Source organism: Mycobacterium sp. IS-1742 (assembly GCF_001500125.1).
Taxonomy (GTDB): Bacteria; Actinomycetota; Actinomycetes; order Mycobacteriales; family Mycobacteriaceae; genus Mycobacterium.
Map to the genome: position 1 here is coordinate 111,429 of NZ_LQIV01000008.1, position 13,933 is coordinate 125,361.

The following is a 13,933-nucleotide window of genomic DNA, read 5'->3' on the forward strand; positions in this document are numbered from 1 at the left end:
GTCTGCCAGAGCTCGACGGGCACGCCCGCGCGCGCTGGACGCGCGCACTCCGATCGAGCCGGTACGGTCTACCTGTGTCCGGACAGCGCGCACGGTCGGCAGTGCCGGCCGACCACCGCTCTGTACACCCACTTTTCCCGGGCCTGCCGTGGTGGGGTGCGGTGGTGCTGGCGTTCACCGTCACCGCGGTCGGCTTCGCGTTCGACGCGGGTTCCGGCAGCCGCGAACTGGGTTCCGTCTTCTCGGCCTGCTATGTGCTGGGCTGCTTGCTCGCCGTCCTCGCCGTACGCCAGTCGGGCATCTTCACCGCGGTCATCCAACCGCCGCTGCTTCTGTTCGTCACCGTGCCCGGCGCGTACTTCCTGTTCCACGGCTCGGAGATCGCCGGCCTCAAGGATCTGGCGATCAACTGCGGCTATCCGCTCATCGAGCGGTTCCCGCTGATGTTCTTCACCTCCGCGGCGGTCCTGCTCATCGGCATGGCCCGGTGGTATCTGGGAATGTCGTCGCGCCGCGCGGCGGCACCCGCGGAGACAGCGGGCGCCAAAGCCACAGCCAAGACCAGGGCCAAGCCCAGGACCGCGCCCGCCGCGGCGGCGGCCGGTGGCCTGGTCACCGCGCTCAAGAGCAAGGTGTCCGGGCTCATGGCCGCCCCCGCCGCATCTGCGGCCGCGACGGACGACCAGGACGAGGACACGCCGCGCCGCAGGCGCAGCACCGAACGGCCGCGGCGCACCGCCAAACCGGCCGCCGAACGGACGCGGTCAAGCCGTGACAGCGCCCGCGGCGCCGCGGCGCGCAAGCCGGCCAAACGGACCGGCACCGCGTCCCGCGCGCGGCACAACCGCCCGCCCGACACCGAGATCATCGAACCGGTGGTCGACCGGCCGCGCCGGTCCCGTTCGGCGCCGCGCACCTCGGAGTCCTCCGAACCGCGCAGGCGGTCCCGCACGCAGGCCCCCCGCGAGGCCCGGGACGCCCGGGAACCGCGCGAATCACGGGAACCGCGCGACCCCCGCAAGCTGCCGCCGCGGGAACGGCGCTCGACCTACGACCGTCCGGAGCGCCGGCCCGAACGTACCCGCCGATTCGACGACTACGAGCCCTACGAACCGCTGGAACCGCACACCCGCAACGGCAACGGCAGCCACCACCCGGTCTCCCGGGTGCGCTACCGCGGCACGGACGAGGACGACCAGGGCAGCGAGTACCGCAGCCGTCCGCGCGCCCGGCGCAGCTGGGACGCCGACGCCTGGGAGTACGACGTCTGACGCTCAGGCGGCCACGGACGTGCCACAGATACCGCAGACCTCGAACTGACGGCGCTTCCACCGCGCGACCGGCACGAAGAAGAGCGTGAACTGCTTGAACTGACGCATGCGCGTCCACTGCGTGGTGTTGTGACAGCGTGGACAGGTGCGGGTCTGCCCGGCGCCGAGGTACTGCTGCTTGGTGCTGAGGCCGAACAGGAAGAAGAACACCGCCCCAGCCTAGGGAACGGCCTCAGCCGCGGGCGGGCCGGATCTCCCGGGGCAGCGCGAACACCAACGTCTCGTTCGCGGTCGTCACCGGCTGGACGGTCCCGTACCCGTATTCGGCGAGCCGCTCGAGCACACCGCGCACCAAGACCTCGGGCACCGACGCGCCCGAGGTGACGCCCACGGTGGTGACACCGTCGAGCCAGGCCGGATCGATGTCTTCGGCGTAGTCGACCAGATGCGCCGCATCCGACCCGGCGCCCAGGGCGACCTCGACCAGACGGACCGAGTTCGACGAGTTCTTCGAGCCGACGACGATGACCAGTTCGCACTCCGGAGCCATCGCCTTGACCGCGACCTGGCGGTTCTGGGTGGCGTAGCAGATGTCGTCGCTGGGCGGATCCTGCAGCGTCGGGAACTTCTCCCGCAGCCGGCGCACCGTCTCCATCGTCTCGTCGACGCTGAGCGTGGTCTGCGACAGCCAGATGACCTTGTTCGGGTCGCGCACGGTGACCTTGTCGACCGCGTCGGGGTTGTCGACGACCTGGACGTGGTCGGGCGCCTCACCGGCGGTGCCGACGACCTCCTCATGGCCCTCGTGGCCGACGAGCAGGATGTCGTAGTCGTCGCGGGCGAAGCGTTTGGCCTCGTTGTGCACCTTGGTCACCAACGGGCAGGTGGCGTCGATGGTCTTGAGATTGCGGGCGGCGGCCTCCACGTGCACGGTCGGTGCGACGCCGTGGGCGGAGAACACGACGATGGCGCCCTCGGGCACCTCGTCGGTCTGCTCGACGAAGACGGCGCCGGCTTTGGCGAGTGTGTCCACGACATAGCGGTTGTGCACGATCTCGTGGCGCACGTAGACCGGGGCGCCGTGCTTCTCGAGCGCACGCTCGACGGTCTCGACCGCGCGGTCCACGCCGGCGCAGTAACCGCGCGGCTCGGCCAGCAGGACCCGCTTACCGGACACGCCGCCCGTCACCGAGCTGGACGCACCCGGAATCCCCATGTTGATCGTCGACGGCATGACTACCAGGGTACTGACCGATGCGGGCGACCGCCCAGCCGTAGGCTGTCGTCATGGCTACTGCACCCTATGGGGTTCGTCTGCTGGTCGGCGCCGCCGTCACCGCGGTCGAGGAGACCCGCAAGCTGCCACACACCATCCTGATGTATCCGATGACCGTGGCCAGTCAGGTCGCCAGCATCGTGATCCATTTCCAGCAGAACCTCGCCGACCTGGTGAACAAGGGCGACGAGACGCTGGAGAACCTCTTCCCGCCCAAGGACGAACAGCCGGAGTGGGCCACGTTCGACGAGGACGACGGCGCGCCGGCGGCGCAGGCCCCCGACGGGGAGCGGCGCACCGAGGGGCGGTTCGCGCTGTACTCCACCGGGGAACCGGAGACGTCGGACGCCTCGGACACGGACACGAACGCGGCCACGCACACCTCGGCGGCGACCGACACGCCGGCGATCGTCACCGAACTGGACTACGAGTCGCTGACCCTGGCGCAGCTGCGTGCGCGGCTGCCGTCGCTGAGCGTCGACGATCTCGAGGCGCTGCTCGCTTACGAGGGCGCTACCCGCTCGCGGGCGCCGTTCCAGACCCTGCTGGCCAATCGGATCACCCGCGCCACCGCCAAGTGACCGACCCCGAACAGGGCAAGTCTCCCGACAACCCCTGGCCGGTCCGCGCCGTCGCCACGCGCGTCGCCAAGTACATCGACCGACTCGGCATGGTGTGGATCGAGGGTCAGCTCACCGAGCTCAAGGTCCGCCAGACGACGGCCTGGATGGTCCTGCGCGATCCGGCCGCAGACATGTCGCTGTCGGTGAGCTGTCCACGTGACCTGGTCGCGAACGCGCCGGTGCCGCTGGCGGAGGGCACGCAGGTCATCGTGTTGGGCAAGCCGCAGTTCTACACCCGCAACGGCTCGTTCAGCCTGCGGATCAGCGAGATCCGCGCCGTCGGCATCGGCGAACTGTTGGCCCGCATCGACCGCCTGCGCCGCCTGCTCGACGCCGAGGGGCTCTTCGACCCCCGGCTCAAGCGGCCCATCCCGTTCTTGCCCGGCACCGTCGGCCTGATCACCGGCCGCGCCAGCCATGCCGAGCGCGATGTGATGACGGTCGCGACAACCCGTTGGCCCGCGGTCCGGTTCGCGGTGCGCAACACCATCGTGCAGGGCCCCAGCGCGGTGCCACAGATCGTCGGCGCGCTGCGCGAACTCGACCGTGACCCCACCGTGGACGTCATCGTGCTGGCCCGCGGCGGCGGCAGCGTCGAGGACCTGCTGCCGTTCTCCGACGAGACGCTGTGCCGCGAGATCGCCGCCTGCACCACCCCGGTGATCAGCGCCGTCGGGCACGAACCCGACAACCCGCTGTGCGACCTGGTCGCCGATCTGCGCGCGGCGACCCCGACCGACGCCGCCAAACGGGTCGTCCCCGACGCCGCCGCCGAACAGGCGTTCGTCGCCGAGCAGCGCCACCGCAGCGCCCGCGCGCTGCGCCTCTGGGTGCACCGCGAACAGCACCACCTCGACCAGTTGCGCAGCCGGCCGGTGCTGGCCCGCCCGCTGCAGGCGATCGACGCGCGCGCCGAGGAGGTGCACCGCGCCCGGTCCACCGCACGCCGCGACATCACCCGGATGCTCGCGGCCGAGACCGAGCGCGTCGGCCACCTGGCCGCCCGGCTGACGACGCTCGGCCCGGCCGCGACACTCGCCCGCGGCTACGCGGTCGTGCAGACCATGCCCGATACGAACGTCCTGCGGACGACCGCCGACGCGCCCGCAGGCAGACACCTGCGCATCCGGGTGGCCGACGGTGCGATCACCGCGGTGAGTGAGGGAACCGATGAAGCCCATTAGTGACATGGGGTACGAAGAAGCGCGCGACGAACTGGTCGCCGTCGTCCAGCAGCTCGAACAGGGCGGCCTCGATCTCGATGCGTCGCTGAAGTTGTGGGAACGCGGCGAGGAGCTGGCCCGATGCTGCGAGGAACACTTAGCCGGAGCGCGTCAGCGCATCGAGTCGGCGCTGGCCGACCGCGAGGCCGACGACGGTTGACCAGGAAAACGCTTACCCGATGAGGGGGCGAAAATAGAACACGTTTCAGTTATCCTCGCCCCATGGGTGATGCATCGCTGACCACAGAACTGGGCCGTGTGCTGGTGACCGGTGGATCCGGCTTCGTCGGCGCGAATCTCGTGACCGAACTGCTCGAGCGCGGGCACCATGTGCGATCGTTCGACCGCGCGCCGTCCCCGCTGCCGCCCCATCCCCGGCTCGAAACGCTCGAAGGGGACATCTGCGACCCGGAGACGGTGGCCGCCGCGGTCGCCGGCGTGGACACCGTCTTCCACACCGCGGCGATCATCGACCTGATGGGCGGCGCGTCGGTCACCGAGGAGTACCGCAGGCGCAGCTTCGCCGTCAACGTCGGCGGCACCGAGAACCTCGTGCGCGCGGGGCGCGCCGCCGGGGTGAAGCGGTTCGTCTACACCGCATCGAACAGCGTGGTGATGGGCGGTCAGCCGATCGTCGCCGGCGACGAGACCATGCCCTACACCGACCGGTTCAACGACCTCTACACCGAAACCAAGGTGGTCGCCGAGAAATTCGTGCTGTCCGAGAACGGCACCGACGGCATGCTCACCTGTTCGATCCGGCCGAGCGGCATCTGGGGCCGCGGCGATCAGACGATGTTCCGCAAGGTGTTCGAATCCGTGCTGGCCGGTCACGTCAAGGTGCTGGTCGGCAGCAAGAACGCCAAACTCGACAACTCATATGTGCACAACCTCATTCACGGTTTCATCCTCGCCGCCGAACACCTGGTGCCCGGCGGCACGGCACCCGGTCAGGCGTATTTCATCAACGACGGCGAACCGATCAACATGTTCGAGTTCTCCCGCCCCGTCGTGGAGGCGTGCGGCGAGCGCTATCCGCGACTTCGGGTGCCCGGGCGGCTCGTGCATTTCGTGATGACGGTCTGGCAGCGGCTGCACTTCCGCTTCGGGCTGCCCAAACCGCTGCTGGAACCCACCGGCGTGGAGCGGATCTCACTCGACAACTACTTCTCGATCGCGAAAGCCGAACGGGAACTCGGCTACCGCCCACTGTTCACGACCGAGCAGGCGATGGCCGCGTGTCTGCCGTACTACGTCGAGCTGTACCGGAAGATGAAGGCCGAGTCCGCGAAAAAGACCGGTGTGCAAGCGGTTTCGGCCACACCTCCCGCGGGCTGACCCGGGCGGTCAGCGCGCCCCGGTGTCGGCCGACAGGTCGTCGTCGTCGACGAATTCCAGGCCGCCGTCGTCGAGGGCCACCGCCCATCGGCGCGCGGCGTCGGCGATGTGGTGCTCGCCGATCTCGACTGCTTTGCCCGCGGCATCGGCGAAATCCTCGACCACGACTCCGCGCTTTTCATGATCGGTTCCGGGGTGCACCAATACCCGCGAATTGACGGCTATCTGCGAATCACCGTTTTCGGCGTCCCCCGCGTCGATATTTGCCGCCATTTCCGCACCTCCGAGCGCATCTGAATACTTGACTGAAGTGAACCACGGTGGCACCTGCACAGTGCCGTTTCTCTGTATTCGGCGCGCGGGGCGAGAATGCTACGAATTCGTCTCGACATGGACGTTCGGTGGGACGCACAGCGCCCGTCGATCACGACCGCGCGAGACCGGTGGCCTCCTCGTCGGGGATGTTCCACCGCACGGAGGTCACCCGGGCGTCGACCGCGAGCACCCCCACGACCTTCTCGAGCACCGCGTCGTCGCGCGCCAGCGCGGACACCCCGGCCGCCATCTCGACCTGTCCCGCACCACTGGCGACCGACCGCATCGACGTCAGCTGCAGCCGGGACTCGTCGACCGCCTGCACCAGCAGCGTCCGGATCTCGGTGTCGTGGTCCTCGCGACACACGACGGTCAGGCGGTAGTGCACCGGTGGATGCTCCCTGCCGCCCCAGTTCTTGCGGCGGTCCATCGTCTCGGCCAGCGGGTGCAGCAGCAGATTGACCGCGACCACGATGAGCGCGCTGGCGAGGGCTTCCCGCCACAGCCAGGCGCCGGCCAGCGCGCCGACCGCCGCCGTGGACCACAGCGTGGCGGCGGTGTTGAGCCCCGTGACCGACAGGCCCTGCTTCATGATGACGCCGGCGCCGAGAAAGCCGATGCCCGAGACGATCTGCGCGGCCACCCGGGTCGGGTCGGCGCCGGGGAAACTGTAGGCGCCCAAGATGAGGTACAGCGCCGAGCCGGTGCTCACCAACGCCATGGTCTGCAGGCCTGCCATGCGTGAGCGCCACTGCCGTTCCAGCCCGATCGCCACGCCCAGCACGGTCGCCAGGCCGACGCGGGTGAGCAGGTCGACGGCCAACATGGCTGAGATTGTGCCCTACCCGCACCCAGAAACAGCGTTTCGTCGACGGCGCCTGCACCCTGTTCTAGTTTGAGTAGCCGTGACCACCAACCGCACCGCCGTCGTCATCGGCGCCGCCTCGGGCATCGGCTGGGCGACGGCCCGGGCGCTGGCCGCCGACGGCTACCGCGTCGTCCTGGCCGACCGCAACGCCGACGGCGCCCGCGAACGCGCCGCGACCCTCGGCGACCCCCATACGGCGACGCACGCCGACGTCACCGACGAAGAGTCGGTGCAACGCCTCTTCGACCAGACCGGTCCGCTCGACGCGGCGGTGAACTGCGCCGGGTTCAGCAACGTCGGCATGATCGTCGACATGCCCGTCGAGCAGTTCCGTGAGGTCGTCGACGTGTGCCTGACCGGAGGCTTCGTGGTCGCCAAACATGCCGGCCGGGTGTTGCGCGAAGGCAGTGTGCTGGTGCAGATCTCGTCGCTCAACGGCCGTCAGCCGGCCGCCGGGATGGTCGCCTACTGCGCGGCCAAGGCCGGCCTGTCCATGCTCACCCAGGTGGCGGCGCTGGAGATGGCGCCGCGCGGGATCCGGGTCAACGCCGTCGCCCCCGGATTCGTGCACACCCCGCTGACCGACCCGGCGGCCAGCGTGCCCGGCGTGGTCGAGGAGTACCTGGAGAACACCCCGCTCGGCCGCGCCGGACAGCCCGAGGACGTCGCCGCCGCAGTGGCGTTCCTGTGTTCGCCCGGCGCGTCGTGGATGACCGGCGAGGTCCTCGACCTCAACGGCGGCGCCCACCTCAAGCGGTACCCGGACATCCTGCACCACGTGATGAAACTGGCTGATTCGCAATGACATTCGCGGGCAGACAGGCGATCGTCACCGGCGCGGGCTCGGGAATCGGGGCCGCGCTGTGTCGAGCCCTGGCCGCCGCCGGGGCGGAGGTGCTGTGCACCGACATCGACGCCGACGCGGCCGAGGCGACTGCGCGGCCCCTCGGAGCCAGGTCGGCGCGGCTGGACGTGACCGACGCCGCCGCGGTGCAGCGGACCGTCGACGACGTGGTGGCCCGATCCGGCCGGCTGGACATGATGTTCAACAACGCGGGCATCTCGTGGGGCGGGGACACCGAACTGCTGACGCTCGACCAGTGGAACGCGATCATCGACATCAACATCCGCGGCGTCGTGCACGGCGTGGCCGCGGCGTACCCGCAGATGATCAGCCAGGGGCACGGTCACATCGTCAACACCGCCTCCATGGCGGGGCTGACCGCGGCGGGACTGATCAGCAGCTACGTGATGACCAAACACGCCGTCGTCGGCCTGTCGCTGGCGCTGCGGTCGGAGGCCGTCGCCCACGGTGTGGGGGTGCTCGCCGTGTGCCCGGCCGCCGTCGAGACCCCGATCCTCGACAAAGGCGCCATCGGCGGGTTCGTCGGCCGCGACTACTACCTGCAGGGCCAGCGGGTCAAAGCTCCCTACGACGCCGACCGGCTGGCGAACGACACCCTGCGCGCCGTCCAACGCAACAAAGCCGTCCTCGTCAAACCCCGGCAGGCCCACGCCGCATGGGTTTTCGCGCGGCTCGCCCCCGGGCTGATGCAGCGGATGGCCGCGCGGTTCGTCGCCGAGCAACGCGCCGGCCAGCGGGCGCGGACGGTCGGCACAGGCTAGGGCGACGTGTCCGACGACGTGTCCGACGACGTGCCCGGTGACGTCGAAGCCGGTTTCACCGCCACCCAGAAGCGCGCGCTCGGCGTGGTCACCCTGCTGGCGGTCGGGTTCGGCGCGTACTTCCTGCGCGACTTCTTCATCCTGGTCGTGGTGGCCGCCGTCGGCGCCTACCTGTTCAGCCCGCTCTACGAGCGGCTGCGGCGCCGCTTCGGCACCGCCCTGTCGGCGACCCTGACGCTGTTGGCGGCGATGCTCATGGTCATCATCCCCGTCACCCTGGTGGTGTTCCTGGCGATCGTGCAGATCTCCCAGATGGTCACCACCGTCAACCAGTGGATGGCGACGACCGACATCAGCACCCTCGGTGACCGGGCGATGACCGTGGCCAACGACCTCATCGACAAGGTGCCGTTCCTCGACTTCCGGCTCACCCCGGACACGCTGCGCGACGCGGTGGTCACGGTGTCCCAGCGTGTCGGCGAATGGCTGCTCGGGGTGTTGCAGGGGGCGGTCGGCGGCGTCCTCGGTGCGCTCGCGGCCGCGGTGATCTTCCTCTACGTGTTCATCTCGCTGCTGGTGAACCGGGAGAAGCTGCGCACGCTCATCCGCAGGCTCAACCCGCTCGGCGAGGACATCACCGATCTGTACCTCGCCAAGACCGGAGCGATGGTCAAGGGCACGGTCAAGGGTCAGTTCGTCATCGCCCTGTGCCAGGGGGTGGCCGGCGCCGTCTCCATCTACGTCGCCGGATTCCACGACGGGTTCTTCTTCTTCGCGATCGTGTTGAGCGCGCTGTCGGTGATCCCGCTGGGCAGCGGGATCCTCAGCATCCCGTTCGGCATTGGTATGGCGCTGTTCGGCAACGTCATTGGCGGGGTGTTCGTGGTCGCGTTCCACCTCCTCGTCGTCACCAACATCGACAACGTCCTGCGCCCGGTGCTGGTGCCGAAGGCGGCCCGCCTCGACCCGGCGCTGATGTTGCTCGCCGTCTTCTCGGGCATCGCGATGTTCGGCTTCTGGGGCATCGTCCTGGGGCCCGTGCTGATGATCATCATCGTCACCACGATCAGCGTGTATCTCGCGGTCTACAAGGGTGTCCCGCTGATGCGGGACGAGGACGTCGAGACGCGACCACCGCGCAAACCTCGATGGGTGCAGTGGTTGTCGCGGCGCGTGCGGCGCAACCGGCCGGCTACGCCCCGACCAGCCGCTCGGTGAGGAACTCGACGACGCGCTTGCGGGCTTCGTAGGCGGGGTGGCCGTCGACCTCGCGGACCTGGTCAGTCAGCACGGAGTGTGCGGTCGGCGAGATGCCGTGCGCATTGCCCCGGGCGGAGTCGATCTCGATGACCTCGAACGCGTCGCCCAGCCGAGCCTTGAGCGTGCCGAACCGCTCCGCCGGCGACATCCAGTCCTTGCTGAAGCGCAGGGCCAGCGCACACAGCCCGTCCTCGGCGGCGCGCCGTTCGATGATCCGCAGTTCACCCTCCGACAGGCCGGGGTCGCGTTTGTGCCTGGGCGTGACGGGCAGCGGCAGCGACGGCTGGCTGAGCACCGGGGCGAGCACGCTGTCGTCGACCGCGGCGGCCAGCGCGAAACCGCCCGTGAAGCACTGCCCGATGACGCCGACACCCCTGCCGGGGGTGCGCGCGTTGAGGTCGCGGGCCAGCGCCCGCAGGTAGTGCGCCACCGGGCGGTCGGCGTTGGTGGCGAACGCGGCGAACTCCTTGGACACGCAGCCCTTGAGCAGCACGGGCAGCGCGCCGGGTCCGAGCGGGGGTTTCATCGGCGTGCCGAACAGCGACGGCGCGGCGACGGTGAACCCGTTGTCGACGAGATGGTTTCCCAGCGCCAGGACGTGGGGGTGCAGCCCGGGCATCTCGGGGATCAGCACGACGCCGGGACCGTCACCTTTGCGGTACACGTCGTGGGTGTAGCCGGCGGCGGTGAACGGTGCGGCGGTCCAGCCGCTCAGGTCGGCGGCCGGAGCCGCCCCGGCGGCGACATCAGGCTTGCGAGCCGCCCCGGCGGCGACATCGGGCTTGCGAGCCGCCCCGGCGGCGACATCAGGCTTGCGAGCCTCGGTCATCGTTTCTCCAACGGCTGCTGCTTCTGGGTGGCGGCCGCGAGCGCACGGAACTCGTCGGTGCTGCCCGCGCCGGTGATCGCGATCTGCGCGTTGTCGGGCAGCCGCGTGGTCCACACCGGCTCCACGCCCTCGCCGCCCCGGTAGACCACCCAGCTCACCCCGTCGACGTCCTGCGCGCCGGACGGGACGAGGCCGGGGGTGATCGACTCGACGAGCTTGTCCTCGTCGGCGTTGCTCTGCGTGAGGCTCAGGTACTTGCCGCTCGGGGCCAGGTAGCCGACCCGCGAGACCACCGCGCGCGTCGGCGCCCCGGTTCCGGGGTCGGTGGTGCCGGCCTCGATACCCGACCGGCCGCCGGAGTTCGACCGCCAGCCGTCGGGCAGCGCCGGCAGCCGGATGGGGATCGGCAGCGCGTCCGCGTCGGCCTGCAGCGCCGAGGCCGCGTCGTGGGCCGGTGCCGGCCCCTCGGTCGGGCCGCGGCCCTGGAACGAGCACATGCCCAGCAACCCCGCCAGCACCACGCACGCCACCACCAGCGGCGCCAGCGACCAGAACATGTCCCGGCCGTCCTGCAGCACCCGAGGCTTGGCCTCCTTGGGGGCAGGACCGGACCACTCCTGCGGGGGCGGTTCCGGCTGCCCGGGGTCGACGGTCATGACAGCAGTATCCCAGCCTCCCGACGGTGATCGGCTTCTGGGACAATCTGCCCATGCCAGCTGATCCTGATGCTCATCGCGCAAGCGGCTCATCGCGCCGCAGGGAAGCCCCCGACCGCAACCTCGCCCTCGAACTCGTCCGCGTCACCGAAGCCGGCGCGATGGCGGCAGGCCGCTGGGTAGGGCGCGGAGACAAGGAGGGCGGAGACGGCGCGGCCGTGGACGCCATGCGTGAACTGGTCAACTCGGTGTCGATGCGCGGCGTCGTGGTGATCGGCGAGGGTGAGAAGGACAACGCGCCGATGCTCTACAACGGCGAAGAGGTCGGCAACGGCGACGGGCCGGACTGCGACTTCGCCGTCGACCCGATCGACGGCACCACGCTGATGAGCAAGGGCATGCCGAACGCGATCTCGGTGCTCGCGGTGGCCGAGCGCGGCGCGATGTTCGACCCGTCGGCGGTGTTCTACATGAACAAGATCGCCGTCGGTCCGGACGCCGTCGACGCCATCGACATCACCGCTCCGATCGGCGAGAACGTGCGCGCCGTCGCGAAGGTCAAGGGCCTGTCGGTCCGCGACGTGACCGTCTGCATCCTCGACCGTCCGCGCCACGAACAGCTCATCGCCGACGTCCGGGACGCGGGAGCCCGCATCCGGCTGATCTCCGACGGCGACGTGGCGGGCGCGATCTCGGCGTGCCGCCCGAACTCCGGCACCGACATGCTCGCCGGTATCGGCGGCACGCCGGAGGGCATCATCACCGCCGCGGCCATCCGCTGTATGGGCGGCGCCATCCACGCCCAGCTCGCCCCGAAGGACGACGAGGAACGCCGGAAGGCCATCGACGCCGGCCACGACATCGACCGGGTGCTCAAGACCGAGGACCTCGTGTCGGGCGAGAACGTGTTCTTCTGCGCGACCGGCGTCACCGACGGCGACCTGCTGCAGGGTGTGCGCTACACCGGCGGCGGCTGCACCACCCAGTCGATCGTGATGCGGTCGAAGTCCGGCACGGTCCGCATGATCGAGGCCTACCACCGTCTGTCCAAACTCAACGAGTACTCCGCTGTCGACTTCACCGGCGACAGCAATGCCGCCTATCCCCTGCCGTAACCGATCAGAAGGGCATCCATGACCGCCGACAGCGCTGTCGACCAGAACACCGAGTACCGCATCGAACACGACACCATGGGCGAGGTCCGGGTGCCCAAGGATGCGCTGTGGCGGGCTCAGACCCAGCGAGCCGTCGAGAACTTCCCCATCTCCGGGCGCGGCCTCGAGCGCACCCAGATCCGCGCGCTCGGCTTGCTCAAAGGTGCTTGCGCACAGGTGAACAAGGACCTCGGACTGCTCGACGCGGAGAAGGCCGATGCGATCATCGCTGCGGCCGCCGAGATCGCCGACGGGCAGCACGACGACCAGTTCCCGATCGACGTGTTCCAGACCGGTTCGGGGACGAGCTCGAACATGAACACCAACGAAGTCATCGCGTCGATCGCGGCGGCCAACGGGGTGACCGTGCACCCCAACGACCACGTGAACATGTCGCAGAGCTCCAACGACACGTTCCCCACCGCCACCCACATCGCGGCCACCGAAGCCGCTGTGCGCCACCTGATCCCGGCGCTCGAGGTGCTGCACGAGTCACTGGCCGGCAAGGCCCGGCAGTGGCGCACCGTGGTGAAGTCCGGCCGCACCCACCTGATGGACGCGGTACCGGTGACGCTGGGCCAGGAGTTCGGCGGCTACGCCCGCCAGATCGAGGCCGGTATAGAGCGTGTGCGCGGGTCCCTTCCCCGGCTCGGTGAGCTGGCCATCGGCGGCACCGCCGTCGGCACCGGACTCAACGCGCCGGACGGCTTCGGCGCCAAGGTGGTCCAGGTGCTCGTCGACCAGACCGGTCTCGGTGAGCTGACCACGGCGAAGGACTCCTTCGAGGCCCAGGCCGCGCGCGACGGGCTGGTCGAGGCCTCCGGTGCGCTGCGGGTCATCGCGGTGTCGCTGACCAAGATCGCCAACGACGTCCGCTGGATGGGTTCGGGACCGCTGACCGGTCTGGCCGAGATCCAGCTCCCCGATCTGCAGCCGGGCAGCTCGATCATGCCGGGCAAGGTCAATCCCGTTCTGCCCGAGGCGGTCACGCAGGTCGCCGCCCAGGTCATCGGCAACGACGCCGCCGTGGCCTGGGGTGGCGCGGCCGGTGCGTTCGAGCTCAACGTGTACATCCCGATGATGGCGCGCAACCTGCTCGAGTCGTTCAAGCTGCTGACCAACGTGTCGCGGCTGTTCGCCGAGCGCTGCATCGACGGGCTCGTGGCCAACGAGGCGCACATGCGTGAGCAGGCCGAGTCGTCGCCGTCGATCGTGACGCCGCTGAACTCGGCGATCGGCTACGAGGAGGCAGCCAAGGTCGCCAAGGAGGCGCTCAAGGAGCGCAAGACGATCCGCCAGACGGTCATCGACCGCGGCCTGATCGGCGACAAGCTCTCCGAGGAGGAACTCGACCGCCGACTCGACGTGCTCGCGATGGCGAAGGTCAAGGACGGCGACTAGTGATTTCGGTGTAGTTGGTCGCGCGCCCCGGGCGCGGCGAATCCGACAAGAGCGGGGAGTGGGGGGGGGGCGGGGGCCGCCGGGCAGTGACCC

General features: G+C 69.7%; 16 protein-coding genes. 10 read left to right on the forward strand and 6 right to left on the reverse strand.

The features are described 5' to 3' along the window. The first annotated feature begins 74 nt into the window (after positions 1 to 74). Complete coding sequence (locus AU196_RS06940) at positions 75 to 1,271, forward strand: DUF6542 domain-containing protein (protein WP_059094363.1); 1,197 nt, start codon at positions 75 to 77, stop codon at positions 1,269 to 1,271. A 3-nt stretch (positions 1,272 to 1,274) separates the two neighbouring features. Here AU196_RS06940 and AU196_RS06945 read toward each other — a convergent pair whose 3' ends face one another. Beyond that, positions 1,275 to 1,481 carry a zinc-ribbon domain-containing protein gene (locus AU196_RS06945; RefSeq protein WP_059094364.1) on the reverse strand — a complete coding sequence of 69 codons (207 nt, stop codon included), beginning with the start codon at positions 1,479 to 1,481 and terminating at the stop codon, positions 1,275 to 1,277. 22 nt (positions 1,482 to 1,503) lie between these two features. Next, a complete protein-coding gene (locus AU196_RS06950) occupies positions 1,504 to 2,505 on the reverse strand; it encodes a 4-hydroxy-3-methylbut-2-enyl diphosphate reductase (RefSeq protein ID WP_059094365.1) in 1,002 nt (333 codons plus the stop codon). 53 nt (positions 2,506 to 2,558) lie between these two features. On the opposite strand from AU196_RS06950, the gene AU196_RS06955 reads away from it, so the two are divergent. The 4 genes from AU196_RS06955 to AU196_RS06970 all read left to right on the forward strand — a co-directional run bounded on the left by AU196_RS06955 (position 2,559) and on the right by AU196_RS06970 (position 5,731). Beyond that, positions 2,559 to 3,128 (forward strand): lipid droplet-associated protein, encoded by a 570-nt coding sequence (locus tag AU196_RS06955; protein WP_059094366.1) that lies wholly within the window; start codon positions 2,559 to 2,561, stop codon positions 3,126 to 3,128. Then, complete coding sequence (xseA, locus tag AU196_RS06960; protein WP_059094367.1) at positions 3,125 to 4,354, forward strand: exodeoxyribonuclease VII large subunit; 1,230 nt, start codon at positions 3,125 to 3,127, stop codon at positions 4,352 to 4,354. The genes AU196_RS06955 and xseA overlap by 4 nt, the downstream gene beginning before the upstream one ends. Further along, entirely contained in the window at positions 4,341 to 4,553 is a 213-nt protein-coding gene (locus AU196_RS06965) for an exodeoxyribonuclease VII small subunit (protein ID WP_059094368.1), read from the forward strand. The genes xseA and AU196_RS06965 overlap by 14 nt, the downstream gene beginning before the upstream one ends. 62 nt (positions 4,554 to 4,615) lie before the next feature. Next, positions 4,616 to 5,731, forward strand: a complete 1,116-nt coding sequence (locus tag AU196_RS06970) for a 3-beta-hydroxysteroid dehydrogenase (RefSeq protein WP_059094369.1) — start codon at positions 4,616 to 4,618, stop codon at positions 5,729 to 5,731. 9 nt (positions 5,732 to 5,740) lie between these two features. Here the strand turns inward: AU196_RS06970 and AU196_RS06975 are convergent, their stop codons facing one another. After that, entirely contained in the window at positions 5,741 to 6,064 is a 324-nt protein-coding gene (locus AU196_RS06975) for a hypothetical protein (protein WP_059094370.1), read from the reverse strand. Positions 6,065 to 6,155: 91 nt separating this feature from the next. Next, positions 6,156 to 6,872 carry an MgtC/SapB family protein gene (locus AU196_RS06980; protein ID WP_059094371.1) on the reverse strand — a complete coding sequence of 239 codons (717 nt, stop codon included), beginning with the start codon at positions 6,870 to 6,872 and terminating at the stop codon, positions 6,156 to 6,158. Positions 6,873 to 6,951: 79 nt separating this feature from the next. On the opposite strand from AU196_RS06980, the gene AU196_RS06985 reads away from it, so the two are divergent. From AU196_RS06985 to AU196_RS06995, 3 genes are read left to right on the forward strand one after another with little or no spacing between them, the layout of a single operon-like run. Then, complete coding sequence (locus tag AU196_RS06985) at positions 6,952 to 7,719, forward strand: SDR family NAD(P)-dependent oxidoreductase (protein WP_059094372.1); 768 nt, start codon at positions 6,952 to 6,954, stop codon at positions 7,717 to 7,719. Further along, entirely contained in the window at positions 7,716 to 8,540 is an 825-nt protein-coding gene (locus tag AU196_RS06990) for an SDR family NAD(P)-dependent oxidoreductase (RefSeq protein WP_059094373.1), read from the forward strand. The genes AU196_RS06985 and AU196_RS06990 overlap by 4 nt, the downstream gene beginning before the upstream one ends. 18 nt (positions 8,541 to 8,558) lie before the next feature. Continuing rightward, positions 8,559 to 9,758, forward strand: coding sequence for an AI-2E family transporter (locus tag AU196_RS06995; RefSeq protein ID WP_059094387.1), 1,200 nt, complete (start codon positions 8,559 to 8,561; stop codon positions 9,756 to 9,758). Here AU196_RS06995 and AU196_RS07000 read toward each other — a convergent pair. Next, the gene (locus tag AU196_RS07000) at positions 9,733 to 10,629 is read right to left on the reverse strand and encodes a dienelactone hydrolase family protein (protein WP_231737428.1); all 897 of its coding nucleotides are present in this window, start codon (positions 10,627 to 10,629) and stop codon (positions 9,733 to 9,735) included. The genes AU196_RS06995 and AU196_RS07000 overlap by 26 nt on opposite strands. Further along, positions 10,626 to 11,285 carry a DUF4245 domain-containing protein gene (locus tag AU196_RS07005; protein WP_059094374.1) on the reverse strand — a complete coding sequence of 220 codons (660 nt, stop codon included), beginning with the start codon at positions 11,283 to 11,285 and terminating at the stop codon, positions 10,626 to 10,628. Before AU196_RS07005 ends, AU196_RS07000 begins: the two co-directional genes overlap by 4 nt. 53 nt (positions 11,286 to 11,338) lie before the next feature. Between AU196_RS07005 and glpX the strand changes: the two genes are divergently transcribed. Both glpX and AU196_RS07015 read left to right on the forward strand, forming a co-directional pair. Then, entirely contained in the window at positions 11,339 to 12,400 is a 1,062-nt protein-coding gene (glpX, locus tag AU196_RS07010) for a class II fructose-bisphosphatase (RefSeq protein ID WP_059094389.1), read from the forward strand. Positions 12,401 to 12,418: 18 nt separating this feature from the next. Continuing rightward, positions 12,419 to 13,840: a class II fumarate hydratase gene (locus AU196_RS07015; protein ID WP_059094375.1), complete on the forward strand. Its 1,422-nt coding sequence runs from the start codon at positions 12,419 to 12,421 to the stop codon at positions 13,838 to 13,840. Positions 13,841 to 13,933 lie beyond the last annotated feature (93 nt).

What these genes read in the sequence shown, in the direction of transcription:
- AU196_RS06950 (WP_059094365.1), bottom strand. Translation starts at nt 2,505, where the DNA reads ATGCCGTCGACGATCAACATGGGGATTCCGGGTGCGTCCAGCTCGGTG.
- AU196_RS06955 (WP_059094366.1), top strand. Translation starts at nt 2,559, where the DNA reads ATGGCTACTGCACCCTATGGGGTTCGTCTGCTGGTCGGCGCCGCCGTC.
- AU196_RS06965 (WP_059094368.1), top strand. Translation starts at nt 4,341, where the DNA reads ATGAAGCCCATTAGTGACATGGGGTACGAAGAAGCGCGCGACGAACTG.
- AU196_RS06970 (WP_059094369.1), top strand. Translation starts at nt 4,616, where the DNA reads ATGGGTGATGCATCGCTGACCACAGAACTGGGCCGTGTGCTGGTGACC.
- AU196_RS06980 (WP_059094371.1), bottom strand. Translation starts at nt 6,872, where the DNA reads ATGTTGGCCGTCGACCTGCTCACCCGCGTCGGCCTGGCGACCGTGCTG.
- AU196_RS06990 (WP_059094373.1), top strand. Translation starts at nt 7,716, where the DNA reads ATGACATTCGCGGGCAGACAGGCGATCGTCACCGGCGCGGGCTCGGGA.
- AU196_RS07000 (WP_231737428.1), bottom strand. Translation starts at nt 10,629, where the DNA reads ATGACCGAGGCTCGCAAGCCTGATGTCGCCGCCGGGGCGGCTCGCAAG.
- AU196_RS07005 (WP_059094374.1), bottom strand. Translation starts at nt 11,285, where the DNA reads ATGACCGTCGACCCCGGGCAGCCGGAACCGCCCCCGCAGGAGTGGTCC.
- glpX (WP_059094389.1), top strand. Translation starts at nt 11,339, where the DNA reads ATGCCAGCTGATCCTGATGCTCATCGCGCAAGCGGCTCATCGCGCCGC.
- AU196_RS07015 (WP_059094375.1), top strand. Translation starts at nt 12,419, where the DNA reads ATGACCGCCGACAGCGCTGTCGACCAGAACACCGAGTACCGCATCGAA.